At 55.4% G+C, this 14,506-nt stretch carries 12 protein-coding genes; all 12 read right to left on the bottom strand.

The features are described from left to right. Positions 1-13: 13 nt before the first annotated feature. Positions 14-1,531 carry an amidophosphoribosyltransferase gene (gene purF / locus IEV29_RS01200; protein WP_188379446.1) on the bottom strand — a complete coding sequence of 506 codons (1,518 nt, stop codon included), beginning with the start codon at positions 1,529-1,531 and terminating at the stop codon, positions 14-16. Between the two features lie 65 nt (positions 1,532-1,596). Then, positions 1,597-2,088: a CvpA family protein gene (locus IEV29_RS01195; RefSeq protein ID WP_188379445.1), complete on the bottom strand. Its 492-nt coding sequence runs from the start codon at positions 2,086-2,088 to the stop codon at positions 1,597-1,599. Positions 2,089-2,126: 38 nt separating this feature from the next. Beyond that, a complete protein-coding gene (locus tag IEV29_RS01190) occupies positions 2,127-2,972 on the bottom strand; it encodes an SPOR domain-containing protein (RefSeq protein ID WP_188379444.1) in 846 nt (281 codons plus the stop codon). Positions 2,973-3,006: 34 nt separating this feature from the next. Then, complete coding sequence (gene folC / locus IEV29_RS01185; protein WP_188379443.1) at positions 3,007-4,305, bottom strand: bifunctional tetrahydrofolate synthase/dihydrofolate synthase; 1,299 nt, start codon at positions 4,303-4,305, stop codon at positions 3,007-3,009. Between the two features lie 100 nt (positions 4,306-4,405). Further along, positions 4,406-5,278 (bottom strand): acetyl-CoA carboxylase, carboxyltransferase subunit beta, encoded by an 873-nt coding sequence (gene accD, locus IEV29_RS01180; protein ID WP_188379442.1) that lies wholly within the window; start codon positions 5,276-5,278, stop codon positions 4,406-4,408. A 118-nt stretch (positions 5,279-5,396) separates the two neighbouring features. Further along, complete coding sequence (gene trpA, locus IEV29_RS01175) at positions 5,397-6,194, bottom strand: tryptophan synthase subunit alpha (RefSeq protein ID WP_188379441.1); 798 nt, start codon at positions 6,192-6,194, stop codon at positions 5,397-5,399. 109 nt (positions 6,195-6,303) lie between these two features. Next, a complete protein-coding gene (gene trpB, locus IEV29_RS01170; RefSeq protein ID WP_188379440.1) occupies positions 6,304-7,575 on the bottom strand; it encodes a tryptophan synthase subunit beta in 1,272 nt (423 codons plus the stop codon). Positions 7,576-7,602: 27 nt separating this feature from the next. After that, positions 7,603-8,262 carry a phosphoribosylanthranilate isomerase gene (locus tag IEV29_RS01165; protein WP_188379439.1) on the bottom strand — a complete coding sequence of 220 codons (660 nt, stop codon included), beginning with the start codon at positions 8,260-8,262 and terminating at the stop codon, positions 7,603-7,605. Between the two features lie 34 nt (positions 8,263-8,296). Continuing rightward, positions 8,297-9,109, bottom strand: a complete 813-nt coding sequence (gene truA, locus IEV29_RS01160; protein WP_188379438.1) for a tRNA pseudouridine(38-40) synthase TruA — start codon at positions 9,107-9,109, stop codon at positions 8,297-8,299. A gap of 79 nt (positions 9,110-9,188) precedes the next feature. Further along, positions 9,189-12,041, bottom strand: coding sequence for a motility hub landmark protein FimV (locus IEV29_RS01155; RefSeq protein WP_188379437.1), 2,853 nt, complete (start codon positions 12,039-12,041; stop codon positions 9,189-9,191). Positions 12,042-12,253: 212 nt separating this feature from the next. Continuing rightward, a complete protein-coding gene (asd, locus tag IEV29_RS01150) occupies positions 12,254-13,366 on the bottom strand; it encodes an aspartate-semialdehyde dehydrogenase (RefSeq protein WP_373868066.1) in 1,113 nt (370 codons plus the stop codon). Positions 13,367-13,422: 56 nt separating this feature from the next. Next, positions 13,423-14,493 carry a 3-isopropylmalate dehydrogenase gene (leuB, locus tag IEV29_RS01145; protein ID WP_188379435.1) on the bottom strand — a complete coding sequence of 357 codons (1,071 nt, stop codon included), beginning with the start codon at positions 14,491-14,493 and terminating at the stop codon, positions 13,423-13,425. Between the last annotated feature and the right edge of the window lie 13 nt (positions 14,494-14,506).

Raw genomic sequence — 14,506 nt, 5'->3', positions numbered from 1 at the left:
TGGCGTAGCCCGATCAGTCGACTTGTGCCAGATTCAGATTCAGTTGCGAGCGGATGGTGTCTTCGATCGCTGGTTTTGGATTGTTGCGTGCAAACTCCAGACGATCCAGATAATCGCGTGAAATATCACCCGTCACGTAGATACCATCAAAACACGATGCCTCCAGATTCTTGAGTGCTGGATTGATGTCCGAGATCGAACGGCGCAGGGCTTCGATATCCTGATAGATCAAGGCATCCGCAGTGATTTCGCGACAGACTTCTTCTTCGGTACGGCCGTAGGCGATCAATTCGGCACGCGTTGGCATATCGATACCGTACACGTTTGGAAATTTAACCGGTGGCGCTGCGGAAGCAAAAATCACTTTCTTTGCACCCGATTCGCGCGCCATCTGCACGATCTCGCGGCTAGTCGTACCGCGCACGATCGAGTCATCGACCAGCAACACGTTCTTGCCCTTGAATTCGGAGCCGATGGCATTGAGCTTCTGGCGCACCGACTTCTTGCGCGTACCCTGACCAGGCATGATGAAGGTGCGGCCGATATAACGATTCTTGATGAAACCTTCGCGATACTCGATACCGAGCTTGAGCGCCAGTTCCATTGCAGCAGGACGCGAGGAATCAGGAATCGGCATGACCACGTCGATATCGCCCAATGGGAATTCACGGGCAATTTTCTCAGCCAGATACTCACCCATTTTCAGGCGCGTTGCATACACCGATGCGCCATCGATCACGGAATCAGGACGCGCAAAGTAGACGAACTCGAAAGCGCACGGATTGAGGCTTGGATTCTCCGCACACTGCTGGTTGTACAGCTTGCCATCTGTATCGATGAAAATGGCTTCGCCCGGCAATACATCGCGCAGGAAACGGAATCCCAGCCCCTCCAATGCCACTGATTCACTGGCAACCAGATACTCGGTGCCATTGTCGGTTTCATTGAAACCGATACACAACGGACGAATGCCGTATGGATCGCGGAATGCGAGCAAACCATGACCGGCAATCTGCGCCGTCACCGCGTACGAGCCGCGCACACGCTTGTGCAACACCGATACTGCCTTGAACAGGGCGGCAGGATCGAGCGAGTAGCCGGTCGTCGCCTGCTGGATTTCGTGCGCTAGCACGTTCAGCAGCACTTCGGAATCCGAAGTCGTGTTGATGTGGCGACGGTCATTCTTGAACATCTCGATCTTGAGCTGTTCCCAGTTGGTCAGGTTGCCGTTGTGGGCAAGGATGATGCCAAACGGTGCGTTGACGTAGAACGGCTGTGCTTCCTCTTCGCTGGACGAGCCGGCAGTTGGGTAGCGGACCTGACCGACCCCTGCGGTACCTGGCAGCGAACGCATGTTGCGCGTACGGAAGACGTCGCGCACGAGGCCATTCGCCTTGTGCATCGCGAACGCATGGCCGCTGTCGGTAGCGATACCGGCTGCATCCTGACCACGGTGCTGCAACAGCAGCAGCGCGTCATAAATGAGTTGATTAACTGGGTTGTGAGAAACGACGCCGACAATGCCACACATGGTGGACTCCTCAACAAGAACAAATGGAAACTGCCAGAACTGCCAATAAACCTACAAGCTACTGACTACCTAAACTTTATATGTTGCGTAAATTCGCCCGGCAGATGCGGCATCACCGTTTCCGCGGCTGTGACAGCCATCGGGCTGAATAACGCATCCTGCCAAAATGGCTGCTGCGGAATCTCCGTCATCCCGCACAGCAACACCGCAGCCAAAACCAGGACCAATCCTCGTGCAAGGCCAAACAAGCCGCCCAGTCCGCGATCAGCCAGTGTCAGCCCGGTCGCCTTGATCAGGGCATCCAGCGTCATCGACAACAAGCCCATCAAAATACGCACACCGATGAACAAGGCCAGAAACGCCACGATCAACCGCAAGGTATTGCCTTCGATCATCTGCGGCAGCCATGGTGCGACTGTTTCACCATAGGCATTGGCAACCACGAAAGCAACAATCCAGCTCAGAAGTGAAAGAATTTCCTTTACCAAACCGCGCAAGGTGCTGATCAGCACCGAGCAAGCCAGTACAAACAACACCAGATAATCAAATATCGTCACGGTCAATCAACGCTGTTGCTTATCCACACTGACAAGCATCAATGCGCCGCAATCGTACCCGTCAAGCCAATGCTGCTGAGCTTGGCACGCGCCTTTTCCGCTTCTGCTTCATTGGCAAACGGGCCCACACGCACACGGATGCGATCACCGGATGCCGTCGCCACTTTTTGCGTATACGATTTCAGACCGGCGGCCTGCAGCTTCTTCTGTAGCTCATTCACTTTATCCTGCGATGCCAGTGCCGCAACCTGCAAGGCAATCTTGCCCGAGGTTGCAGCTGGTGCAGGCTTGGCTGCTGCCGCCGCTTTGTCCTGAGGACGACCTTCCAGAATCGCGCGTGCCCGCGCGGCTTCAGCAGAAGTGTCGTTTTTGTCGATGGCTGGTGGTTGCGACGGTTTAGGCTGTGGTGCCGGCTCAACTTTGGCAACGGCAGGTGCTTGCGGTTTTGTCACGGGTACAGGAACGGGTTCCGGTGCAGGTTTTGCTCGAGCCGCGGGCGCTGGCGTCTCGACAACCTCTTCCGCCGCATCCAGCGAAGCGCGTGCGGTCTCTTCCGTCGTTACGGGCGTCTTCGCTGTCTGCGCTGGCGGCGGCGCGACAACGTCCTTGGATGGGATCTGGATGCTGATATCGTCCGACAATGGTTTGGGTTCGGAATCCAGAATCATCGGCAAGCCGATAACGGCTGCCAGTACCAGCGCAACAGCGCCAACCAGACGTCGGCGCGCGCGCTTCTTTTCAGGGAGAACAGGATCGACAGGGTCGTCGCGCTTGCTCTTGCGCTTGGGGCGAGAGGCCTGTTCTTCATCAGCGCGGGAATAAAAGTCGCTGTCGCTTGCCGACGATTCCTGCCGGTCTTTACGAAAAAACGAGAACAAGCCCATATGATTCAGTGGTCAATCTTCAGTGGTCAATTCGTCAATGCTGCGCTGAATTGCGGAATTCCATGACCCCGGCTACTGTGAGGAAGGATCCGAAAACCGCAATTCTATCACTCTCCCCCGCTCGGCTCAGGGCATTTGCAAAAGCATGTGCAGGACTTGCAAAGGTTTGCACACTGTGTTCAGTGTCGCCTTCTTTCAAACCGTCATCCATCTTGAGTATCTTGTCGCGCAGTTCGCTGGCCGAAGCTGCGCGTGGCAAGGGCAAGTCCGTCAGATACCAGTGGTCGATCCGCCCTTTCAAGTGCGCCAATACGCCTTCGATGTCCTTGTCCTGCATGGCACCGAATACCGCATGCGTGTAGGGATGGAAACCCATGTTGTCGAGGTTTTGTGCCAGCGTTGCGGCAGCATGCGGATTGTGCGCCACATCCAGAATCACCAATGGCTTACCAGGCAGAATCTGGAAACGACCGACCAGTTCCACAGTCGCCAGCCCACTGCGCACGTCCTGGGCACTGACTGGCAAGCGCAAACGCAAAGCTTCCAGCGCGGCCAATACCGAAGAAGCATTCAATAACTGGTTCGCGCCACGCAAAGCCGGATAGGCCAACGCATTACGACGATTACCACGTCCACTGAAATTCCATTGTTGCTTGTCGCCTGCGTAATTGAAATCGCGATTGAACAGCCAAAGATCGGCACCGATTTTTTCAGCGTGCTCAACCAAGGATGCCGGCGGTACCGGATCACCACAGATCGCGGTTCTGCCCGTGCGGAAAATGCCGGCTTTCTCAAAACCAATTTTCTCGCGCGTATCGCCCAGGTATTCCGTGTGATCAATATCGACACTGGTAACAATCGCGACATCCGCATCCAGCACATTGACTGCATCCAGCCGACCGCCCAGTCCAACCTCCAGAATCACGGCATCCAGCCCGGCTTCAGCAAACAACCACATGGCTGCCAGCGTGGTGAATTCAAAATAGGACAAAGAGACATCACCGCGCGCCTGTTCAATGGCATTGAAAGCAGCGATCAACTGTGCATCATCCACCATCTGCCCGTTGATCCGCACACGCTCGTTAAAGACCAGCAAATGCGGTGAAGTGTATAAGCCAACGCGATAACCTGCGCGCAGCAGAATGGCTTCCAGCATCGCGCAAGTCGAACCCTTGCCATTGGTCCCGCCCACGGTGATTACCGGGCAGGCAAACGCCATCTGCATGGACATTTTGACTTGCTGTACGCGCGACAAACCCATGTCGATCGTCTTGGGATGCATGGCTTCAAGACGGGTGAACCAGGCATCAAGCGTAACGGGAAGCGTATTCATGTGCAGAAATAAACGGGAGGAGAACCACTATATGCAGGCATTTGGTCAAATAAAAAGCCCGAACCTGATCAGGTTCGGGCTTGTCATTACAAACCGTTAATCAGGCCAGAACGTCAGCCGACTGGTTTTGCAACAAGGCCAACAGGCGACCGAGTTCTTCACGCATTTTGCGACGATCCACGATCATGTCGACCGCACCTTTTTGCACGAGGAATTCTGCACGCTGGAAACCTTCCGGCAGCTTCTCGCGCACAGTGTTTTCGATCACACGCGGACCGGCAAAGCCAACCAGTGCCTTTGGCTCTGCGATGACCACGTCACCGAGGAAGGCAAAGGATGCCGACACGCCGCCCATGGTCGGATCGGTCAGCACTGAGATAAATGGAATTTTGCGTTCGGAGAGCTTGGTCAGCATGGCCGTGGTTTTTGCCATCTGCATCAACGACAGCAAACCTTCCTGCATACGTGCACCACCGGTTGCGGTAAAGCAGATCAGCGGGACTTTTTGTTCCAGCGCGGTTTGGGCAGCACGGGCAAAACGTTCGCCAACGACCGAACCCATCGAGCCGCCCATGAATTCGAATTCAAAGCAGGCAACCACGACGGGCAAACTCATGATGGAGCCGCCCATGACCACCAGCGCATCGGTTTCGCCCGTGGCTTCCAGCGCCGACTTCAGACGATCCGGATATTTCTTGCTGTCCTTGAACTTCAGCGTATCGATTGGCAGCACTTCCTGCGCGATGTCATAACGACCACCGGCATCCAGCAAGGCGTCCAGACGATCACGGGCACGAATGCGCATGTGATGCGAGCATTTCGGGCATACGTGGATATTCGATTCCAGATCGGTGCGATACAACACCGATTCGCACGACGGGCACTTAACCCACAGCCCTTCCGGTACCGACTTGCGCTGCGCGCTGTCAGAACGCTGAATACGTGGTGGAAGGAGTTTTTCTAGCCAGCTCATCGTGACCTCTTTCAAATTTCAAGTTGCCGAATTGTACCGTTTGCCCGGTTATTCGCCAAAAATTGCGTGCTCTTGCGGAAAGAGCGCTATTTTACTGCGCTGCAACGACATTGCCACTTTATTCGTCAAGCGCCTTACGGATGCCAGAAACAAAATTGCGTACGGCATCCACCGCCTGCTCGCGTGGCGTATTTTCCAGTTCCTGAATGATGCGACTACCGATCACGACCGCATCCGATACTGCAGCAACCGCCTTGGCCGTCGCCGCATCACGGATACCAAAGCCGACACCAATTGGCAATTTGACATGTTGACGGATGGCAGCAATACGTTGTGCCACTTCCTGCGTATCGATATTGGCTGCGCCGGTCACACCCTTGAGTGAAACGTAATAGCTAAAACCTGCGCCATGTGCCGCAACCTGCTTGATGCGCTCTTCCGTCGAGGTCGGCGCCAGCAGGAAAATCGGATCCATGCCGGCAGCTTTCAGCAAGGCAGAAAAGTCTTCACACTCTTCCGGCGGGTAGTCGACCACGATCGTGCCGTCCACGCCCGCATCTTTAGCTGCCTGCACAAATGCCGCTTGTCCCATGCGTTCAATCGGGTTGGCATACCCCATCAATACGATCGGTGTCGTCGTATTGGTTTTGCGAAACTCGCTGACATAACCCAGGACATCGCGCATGCCGACATTGAACTTGAGCGCACGTTCGCAGGCACGCTGAATCACGGGCCCTTCTGCCATCGGGTCGGAAAACGGCACCCCCAGCTCCAGAATATCGGCACCGCCTTCGACCAGCGCATGCAGCAACGGCACTGTCAGTTCCGGCGCAGGATCACCTGCCGTGATGAAAGGAATAAGGCCCTTGCGTTTTTGCGCTGCCAAGGCGGTCAGCGTGGACTGGATTCTGGACATGAGATTTTACAAAAGTGGCACCTGGCTGTTCGCGAGATCGGTGCCGGTGATGTCAACAAAGCGAGTATGAAAAAAAAAACGGCACGCGCAAGGCACGCGCCGTTTGTCATCAATCGAACTTCAACCCCTTGCGCTGTGCAACGGTATGCATGTCCTTGTCACCACGACCGGACAGATTGGCCAGCACGACCTTGTCTTTTGGCAAGGTTGCCGCCAGCTTGGCCGCATAAGCCAATGCATGACTCGATTCCAGCGCAGGAATGATGCCTTCGATATGACAAGAATCATGAAAGGCCTGCAAAGCCTCTTCATCGGTTACCGACACATATTGCGCGCGCGATGAATCCTTGAGCCAGGCATGTTCTGGACCGACGCCCGGATAATCGAGACCAGCCGAAATCGAATGCGTCTCGATGATCTGGCCATTTTCATCCTGCAACAGATAGGTGCGATTGCCGTGCAATACACCGGGCGAGCCAGCCGTCAACGAAGCCGAATGCTTGCCCGTTTCCAGCCCTTCGCCTGCCGCTTCCACACCAATCAGTTGAACGCCTGGCACACCAATGTATGGATAAAAAATACCCATTGCATTGGAGCCGCCACCGATACAGGCCAGCACATAGTCCGGCTGGCGTCCTGCCATCTCCGGCATTTGCTCTTTGCACTCCTCGCCGATCACGGACTGGAAGTCTCGCACCATCATCGGATACGGATGTGGGCCCGCAACCGTACCAATGATGTAGAAGGTGTTTTCGACATTGGTTACCCAGTCGCGCATCGCTTCGTTCAATGCATCCTTCAGCGTTTTGGAACCCGATTCAACCGGCACCACCGTCGCGCCCAGCAACTTCATGCGATAGACGTTCTGCGCCTGACGCTTGACGTCCTCACTACCCATATAAATCACGCATTCGAGACCAAAGCGTGCGCAGATCGTTGCCGTTGCCACCCCATGCTGACCGGCGCCGGTTTCAGCGATGATGCGTTTTTTGCCCATGCGACGTGCCAGCAATGCCTGGCCAATCACGTTATTGATCTTGTGCGCGCCAGTGTGATTCAAGTCTTCGCGTTTGAAGTAAATCTGGGCGCCGCCCATTTTTTCGGACCAGCGTTTGGCGTGATAAATCGGGCTTGGACGACCGACGAAATGCTTGAGGTCGTAGTGAAATTCTTCGAGGAAGGATGGATCCTTGCTGTAATGGGCATAAGCCTTGGTGAGCTCGTCCAGCGCATGGCTCAGGGTTTCGGACACGAAGCTTCCGCCATACTGACCGAAATGCCCTTTCGCATCAGGAAAATTGTACGGCGCCGTTTGCTGCAGGGTCGTTTCCGTCACGGCTTGCCGCTCGGCGAAACCACCGAGTGCGTTCAGTTCTTTCATGCTTATTCTCTTGTGAAGTTAGTCCGGCTATGCAGCGTCGGCTGCACGCACTGCGCTGATGAAAGCGCGAATCTTTTCTGCGTCCTTGATACCCTTGGCCGCTTCGACACCACTGCTGATATCGACCGCGTAAGGGCGAACCCGACGCACTGCGTCAGTCGCGTTTTGTACGCTCAAGCCACCACTCAAAACGACCCGAGGCGCGATGCTTTCCGGAATGAGAGACCAATCGAAAACCTTTCCACTGCCGCCATAACCTTCTGCAAATGCATCCAGCAACAAGCCCGCAAACAATCCGCTGGCGGCGCGATATTCAGCCTCGTATTCTACCAAATCACGCGCCGTCGTCTCCGGTTTCACCCGGACCGCACGGATGAAAGGACGGTTAACCGCTTGCGCAATCGCTACGCACGTCTCTACCGTTTCATCCCCGTGAAATTGCAAAAGAGACACGGGCGCCTGCTGCAAAACGGCGCTTACCTCGTCCTGCGTCGCGTTCACGAACAATCCGGTCGTCGTAATGAACGGAGGAACCGAAGCGATCAGGCGCCCGGCATCGGCCGGTGCAAGGTAACGCGGACTTTTGTCATAAAAGACAAAACCGATCGCGTCAGCGCCAGCGGCCACTGCGGCCTGTACATCCTGCGCCCGTGTCAGGCCACAAATTTTGATTCGTGTGCGATGCATGTCGATGAAAAACCTAATGAATCTATCGGTTGCGTCAGTCAGGCCAAAGTGCATTTACCACAGGGGCCTGAGGCAAACTCCATATGGGATCGTAATCGATTTTTGCCAGGTACAAACCGTCCGGCATGAAGGTCGGTGCAGCCAACGCACGATCGCGCCCATCCAGAACCGTCTTGATCCACTCTGGTGGCTGATTCCCCACGCCCACCACAATCAGGGAGCCTAGAATATTTCGCACCATGTGATGCAGAAATGCATTTGCTTTCAATGTGAACAGAAACAGATCGCCGCGCTGTTCAACCGTAATCATCTGCATATGCTTGACCGGCGAATTGGCCTGGCACTGTGCGGCCCGGAATGCAGAGAAATCATGCTGCCCGATCAGATGCCTAGCAGCTTGTTGCATGCGCTCTAACGACAGGGGACGAAACACCCAACCGGCGCGCCCGGCCATCATCGGCGAGCGAACAGGATGGTTGTACAACACATACTGATACTGACGCGCACTGGCGCTAAAGCGCGCATGAAAATCCTTGCCACTATCCGTTGGCACTGCCGTCGCCCAGCGTACGGCGATTGAGGGTGGCAAAAACGTATTTACGCCGCGCACCCAGGAATTCATGTCCCGTTCCAGCGGTATATCGAAATGCACCACCTGCTCCAGCGCATGCACACCGGTATCCGTGCGACCGGCACACATCGTATCCACATCAAGCAACGTGAACGATTTGAGCGCAGCCTCCAGCCTGTCCTGCACAGTATGACCATCGGGCTGCGTCTGCCAGCCGCGCCAGTTGGCGCCATCGTATTGCACGCCAAGCACGATGCGTTTCGATTGATTGGTCATGAAAGAAACTTCTTCCGGTTAAAAAAGGAAAACGGGCGCAAGCATAGCATTGCGCCCGTTTGTCTGGGTCGGAAAGAGATCAGGCCAACTTGCTCAGCAACTCGCTTGCCCTGGCAGATTGCTCGGTGTTACCACCCTTGATCACCTCCTCAAGCAACTCGCGCGCCCCTTCCTTGTCACCAATTTCCTGATAGGCCAATGCCAGATCCAGCTTGGTCGCCATTTCTGCACTACCTGAATAATGCTCTTCGTCCAGCCCTTCCAACGCCGGCAAAACATCGCCCGACTGCGAAGGATCCAGTTCCAGAGAAATATCGGACAGATCGAAATCCTCTGGTTTTGCTGCAGGTGCGGCCACTTTCTCCGACTCACCCGGGAAAGACAGATCAAACGACTCAGGCAGTAGAACTTCGGGCGTGGCCGCAGGCGGTGGCACCACTGACTCTGTTTCCAATACGGGCACCTCAGGCTCCGGCAGCGATACCACTGGCTTCTCTTCTTCCGTGGACGCAAGGGACTGCGTAACAGGCGACTGATCCAGGAAATTGAAATCGATAGCGGCAACATCGGGCGGCAGTTCTGCCGGAACCGGCGGGACCTGAGCCTCCGCTACATCTTCTTTTTCCTCGCCAAATCCCTCGAGATCAAACTCAAGATCCTCGACCGGCTGTTTGTCATTGTCCGTTTGAGGTAACGTGAATTCGGCAGTATCGATACGAGCTTCCGAATTGTTTTCCGTCACCAACGCAGCACTATCCAATACCAACGTGGTATCCATCACTGGTTCGATGCGCCCGTCTACCTGTGCATCGGCCTCTTCCTGCATGATCTCTGGTGCCATTGGCTGTGTCGGTGCCGTCAGGGAAGCCGTACTGTCCCCAAACGCATCGGAGGCACCACCCGCGGCATACAGCGGATTGCTTGGATCAAGTACCAGACCCAGCGTTGCCGCCTGCATCCATTCCGGACCTTCACCACGCGTCATGCCATACATCTCGGTTGCAACCACTTCAAACGAGCGCGCATCGCCACGATTGGAATAGATCTCCAACAACTTGACACGTACTGCATGGCGGTCGGGCTGATTGCGTAAAGCTTCTTTCAGAATCTCTTCTGCTTGTGCATCGCGCCCATACGCGATATATACATCCGCTTCCGCAATCGGATCGACTTCGTTCGTATCGAGCTGGCTGGCAGATGGAACGAAATTGGAATTGAAAACACTGTTATTGGTATCAACACTCTGACCACCAGTCGAACCAAACAGAGAATTTGTCTTCAGGCTAGAATCACTCAGAATGCTGTCTTCAAAGCTTTTCGCTGGCTGCTTACGACGACGCGAGCTGTAAATGCCCAAGCCTGCCAGCAAAGCCAACAACACGGCGGCACCTGGCAGGAACATCGGATTGTTACTCAAATCTTCGAAGAAACTCGGCTCAGGTGGCGGCGGTGGCAACACCACAGGTGGTTTGGCTGCCGGTTTTGGATTCGCGGTTGCTGGCACCTCAGCCTGCGGCTTATCCTTGCCGGCTGCATTCTCTGCCGGTGCCGTCGCGGCAGGTTCGGCCGCCGGCGTTACGGGCGTTACCGGTGCAACTGCAGGTGCAGCAGGTGTGGCACTCTCGACAGGTTTGGTCGCAGCCGGACTTGCTGCTGCATTAGCTGCTGCAGTTGTCTCGACCTGCTTTTGTTGCGCAGCCAAATCCTGATTCTTGATCTCCAGCAGCTTCTGCAGATCACTGACATTTTTCTCGAGTTCGCGCACACGTGCATTGGCTTCGGCAATCGCCTTGTCACGTGCAATCAGTTCTTCCTCGCTCACCCCACCGGCCTTGGTAGTGCCCGTAGCATTGGCACCAGCAGCGCCCGACTTGGAGAGCTGCAAACGATCCTGCGCAGTATTCGCAGGCGTTTCTTCCTGTACGCGCGCCGTGATGCTGCCGCTGGAAGACTGACGGCCTTCTTCAGAACGCCGTGCCGAAGATGCAGCGACCTGTGAGGCCAGTTTTTCGCGATAGGCATTGAAGTCTGCGGCCTGTGTCACCACAACACCACGTGCTTCAGCGGCACCAATGGTTTCCGCCTCGGTTGCCGCAGGGATCGATAAAATCTGACCGCTACGCAGGCGATTCATGTTGCGGTCGACAAACGCATCGGGATTGGCGCGATACAGTGCGACCAGCATCTGATCCAATGACACGCCTGGCTCACGGTACTGATTGGCAATTTTCGCAAGCGTATCGCCGCGACGAACAACATGCTCCTCCGCAGTTTTGACAACTGCGCGCGGTGCTGGCGGAGGGTTAGCCGGTGCCGCCGGAGCAGGACGGGCAACCGGGCGTGGTGTCGCAGCGGGCACAGGCGCCGTTACCTCAGAAGCGGGGGCTCTCGCAAAAACAGGCGCCGGCGCCGGTGTAATTGGCTGCGGTGGAGGCAAGGCTGCCTGCTGCACCTGACTATTGATCATCGGAGAGACCGACGTTGATCGCGCTGCCCGCATTTCCGGCGGATCCAGCAAGAAAGTGTACTCGCGGATCAAACGACCGCGATTACCGCCCAGTTCCAACAGCATGTCGACAAACGGCTCGTTGACAGGTTGCGTGGATGTCACGCGGATGACGGGACCACCCGCGCGCTGCTCCACCGCAAATCGTAGTGAAAGCAATGTCGGATTCAGTTCAATATTGGCTTGACGGTAGGCTTCAGCAGGCGCCAGCTTCGGCGACAAGGTCGCCAGTTCGTCGGCGGCAACTGCGGTCAGTTCAATCTCGGCACGCAAGGGTTGCCCCAGCGAGGACTGTACCGTCAATCGTCCAAGGCCAGCCGCATGCGCATTCGCCAGCATGGCAATCGACAGAACCGCGGCACTGACTGCTTTTAGTTTGAAAGAAGAAACCCGGGAGCGAGAAGTTGACCGCATTTTGAATGACATGAAGATATTCCGTTGGCCTGCGTCAAGAAATCAAGAGCCTTGAACAACGATGTTTATCGTTTTTTCAATAACTTTCACCATAGCATCATGGACTTACGCCTGCAAGCGCAAGTATCTTCGCAAATAAATGTAAAACCCGCTGAATGCTCCCTGTTACATAGAGCAAAACAGCGGGTTTTTGTTGCGCTATGACAACGAGCGCACCTTACACCTTATTTGTCCAGAATGATGCGCAGCATGCGACGCAGCGGCTCAGCCGCGCCCCACAGCAGCTGGTCGCCAATCACGAATGAGGAAATGTATTCCGGACCCTGATTGAGCTTGCGAACACGACCCACGCCAATATCCAGTCCGCCGGTGATTGACGCCGGCGTTAACTCCTTGACGGTAATCGCGCGTTCGTTCGGTACCCATTTGACCCATTGATTACCACCGCGAATGATGCCTTCGATATCAGTCAGCGGGACATCTTTCTTCAACTTGATCGTCAATGCGAGGCTATGGCAACGCATCGCGCCAATACGCACACACAGACCATCGACGGGAATGGTTTGCGAAGTACCGAGAATCTTGTTGACCTCAGCCTGCCCTTTCCACTCTTCCTTCGACTGGCCGTTGTCCAGTTGTGCATCGATCCATGGAATCAAACCGCCAGCCAACGGTGCACCAAAGAATTCAGTCGGCACGTCCTGACGAATCGATTGCGCAACCTTGCGATCGATATCCAGGATGGCGGACGAAGGCGTCGCCAGTTCTGCAGCGACTGCGCCATGCACAACACCCATGCCGGATAGCAGTTCGCGCATGTGATTTGCACCACCGCCCGAAGCCGCCTGATAGGTCATTGAGCTGACCCAGTCAACCAGACCTTCCTTGAACAGGCCGCCAACGCCCATCAGCAGAATGGAGTTGGTGCAGTTACCACCAATGTAGTTTTTAACGCCCTTGCCCAGCGCATCCTTGATGACATTCAGGTTGACCGGATCGAGCACGATGACTGCGTCATCTTTCATGCGCAACGTGGATGCTGCATCGATCCAGTAGCCATCCCAGCCGGCTGCACGCAGCTTCGGGAAAATCTCGGTGGTGTAATCACCGCCCTGGCAGGTAATGATGATTTCGCATTTCTTCAGAGCGTCAATATCGTTGGCGTCCTGCAACGTGGTCTCGTTCTTTGCCAGCGCAGGTGCCTTGCCGCCCTTGTTGGAGGTCGAAAAGAATACCGGTTCGATATGATCGAAATCGCCTTCTTCCTGCATGCGCTGCATCAGGACAGAACCAACCATGCCGCGCCAACCAACCAGACCAACTAGCTTCATCATCATTTCCTTTATCTCGGACGAAGATCGCTTCGCCCTGGTCATCAAACTACTCTGCTGTATTACTTGAGTGCCTTCAGAACGGCATCACCCATCTGCGTGGTACCGACTTTGGTGGTACCTGCTTCGTAAATGTCAGGAGTACGCAGACCTTGTTGCAGCACGGCTTTAACAGCGGCTTCCACACGATCAGCCTGCTCTGGCTTGTTCAGCGAGTAACGCAACATCATCGCCAGCGACAGAATCTGTGCCAACGGGTTCGCCATGTCTTTACCTGCGATGTCAGGTGCCGAACCGTGCGATGGTTCGTACAGACCTTGATTCTTCGCATTCAGCGACGCCGATGGCAGCATGCCGATCGAACCGGTCAGCATCGCAGCCGCATCGGACAGAATGTCGCCGAACATGTTACCGGTGACAACGACGTCAAATTTCTTCGGTGCGCGTACCAGTTGCATCGCCGCGTTATCGACATACATGTGATCGAGTTCGACATCTGGATATTCCTTGTGCACGTCGGTCACGATATCGCGCCAGAACTGGAACGTTTCCAGCACGTTGGCCTTATCAACACTCGTCAAACGCTTGGTACGTTTTTGCGCAGCCTGGAATGCCACGTGTGCGATACGGCGGATTTCCGGCTCTGCGTAACGCATGGTATCGAAACCTTCGCGCTCGCCCTTGAACGCGCCGTCCGGGCATTCACGTACGCCACGTGGCTGACCAAAGTAGATATCGCCGGTCAGTTCACGCACGATCATGATGTCCAGACCAGAAACGATTTCCGGCTTCAGCGACGATGCACCAGCCAGTTCCGGATACAGGATCGCAGGACGGAAGTTGGCGAACAGCGACAGATGCTTGCGCAAACCCAGGATCGCCTGCTCGGGACGCAGCGAGCGCTCGAGCGTGTCGTACTTCCAGTCACCGACTGCACCAAACAGAATCGCATCGGCTTCCTTGGCAACCTTCAAGGTTGACTCTGGCAGCGGGTGGCCGTGTGCAGCGTAAGCAGCGCCACCGACCGGAACGGTTTCGGTTTCAAACTGCTCACCCAAGGCGTTCATCACCTTGACTGCCTGATTCATGATTTCTGGGCCGATACCGTCGCCGGGAAGAATTGCGATTTTCATGTGCGTCACTAAG

The sequence above is a fragment of the Oxalicibacterium faecigallinarum genome (genome assembly GCF_014635705.1).
Lineage (GTDB): Bacteria > Pseudomonadota > Gammaproteobacteria > Burkholderiales > Burkholderiaceae_D > Oxalicibacterium > Oxalicibacterium faecigallinarum.
Note: the sequence above shows the minus strand (reverse complement) of the source record. Positions and strands in the feature narration are given on the sequence as shown.

What these genes read in the sequence shown, in the direction of transcription:
- purF (WP_188379446.1), bottom strand. Translation starts at nt 1,531, where the DNA reads ATGTGTGGCATTGTCGGCGTCGTTTCTCACAACCCAGTTAATCAACTC.
- IEV29_RS01190 (WP_188379444.1), bottom strand. Translation starts at nt 2,972, where the DNA reads ATGGGCTTGTTCTCGTTTTTTCGTAAAGACCGGCAGGAATCGTCGGCA.
- folC (WP_188379443.1), bottom strand. Translation starts at nt 4,305, where the DNA reads ATGAATACGCTTCCCGTTACGCTTGATGCCTGGTTCACCCGTCTTGAA.
- accD (WP_188379442.1), bottom strand. Translation starts at nt 5,278, where the DNA reads ATGAGCTGGCTAGAAAAACTCCTTCCACCACGTATTCAGCGTTCTGAC.
- trpA (WP_188379441.1), bottom strand. Translation starts at nt 6,194, where the DNA reads ATGTCCAGAATCCAGTCCACGCTGACCGCCTTGGCAGCGCAAAAACGC.
- trpB (WP_188379440.1), bottom strand. Translation starts at nt 7,575, where the DNA reads ATGAAAGAACTGAACGCACTCGGTGGTTTCGCCGAGCGGCAAGCCGTG.
- IEV29_RS01165 (WP_188379439.1), bottom strand. Translation starts at nt 8,262, where the DNA reads ATGCATCGCACACGAATCAAAATTTGTGGCCTGACACGGGCGCAGGAT.
- truA (WP_188379438.1), bottom strand. Translation starts at nt 9,109, where the DNA reads ATGACCAATCAATCGAAACGCATCGTGCTTGGCGTGCAATACGATGGC.
- IEV29_RS01155 (WP_188379437.1), bottom strand. Translation starts at nt 12,041, where the DNA reads ATGTCATTCAAAATGCGGTCAACTTCTCGCTCCCGGGTTTCTTCTTTC.
- asd (WP_373868066.1), bottom strand. Translation starts at nt 13,366, where the DNA reads ATGATGATGAAGCTAGTTGGTCTGGTTGGTTGGCGCGGCATGGTTGGT.
- leuB (WP_188379435.1), bottom strand. Translation starts at nt 14,493, where the DNA reads ATGAAAATCGCAATTCTTCCCGGCGACGGTATCGGCCCAGAAATCATG.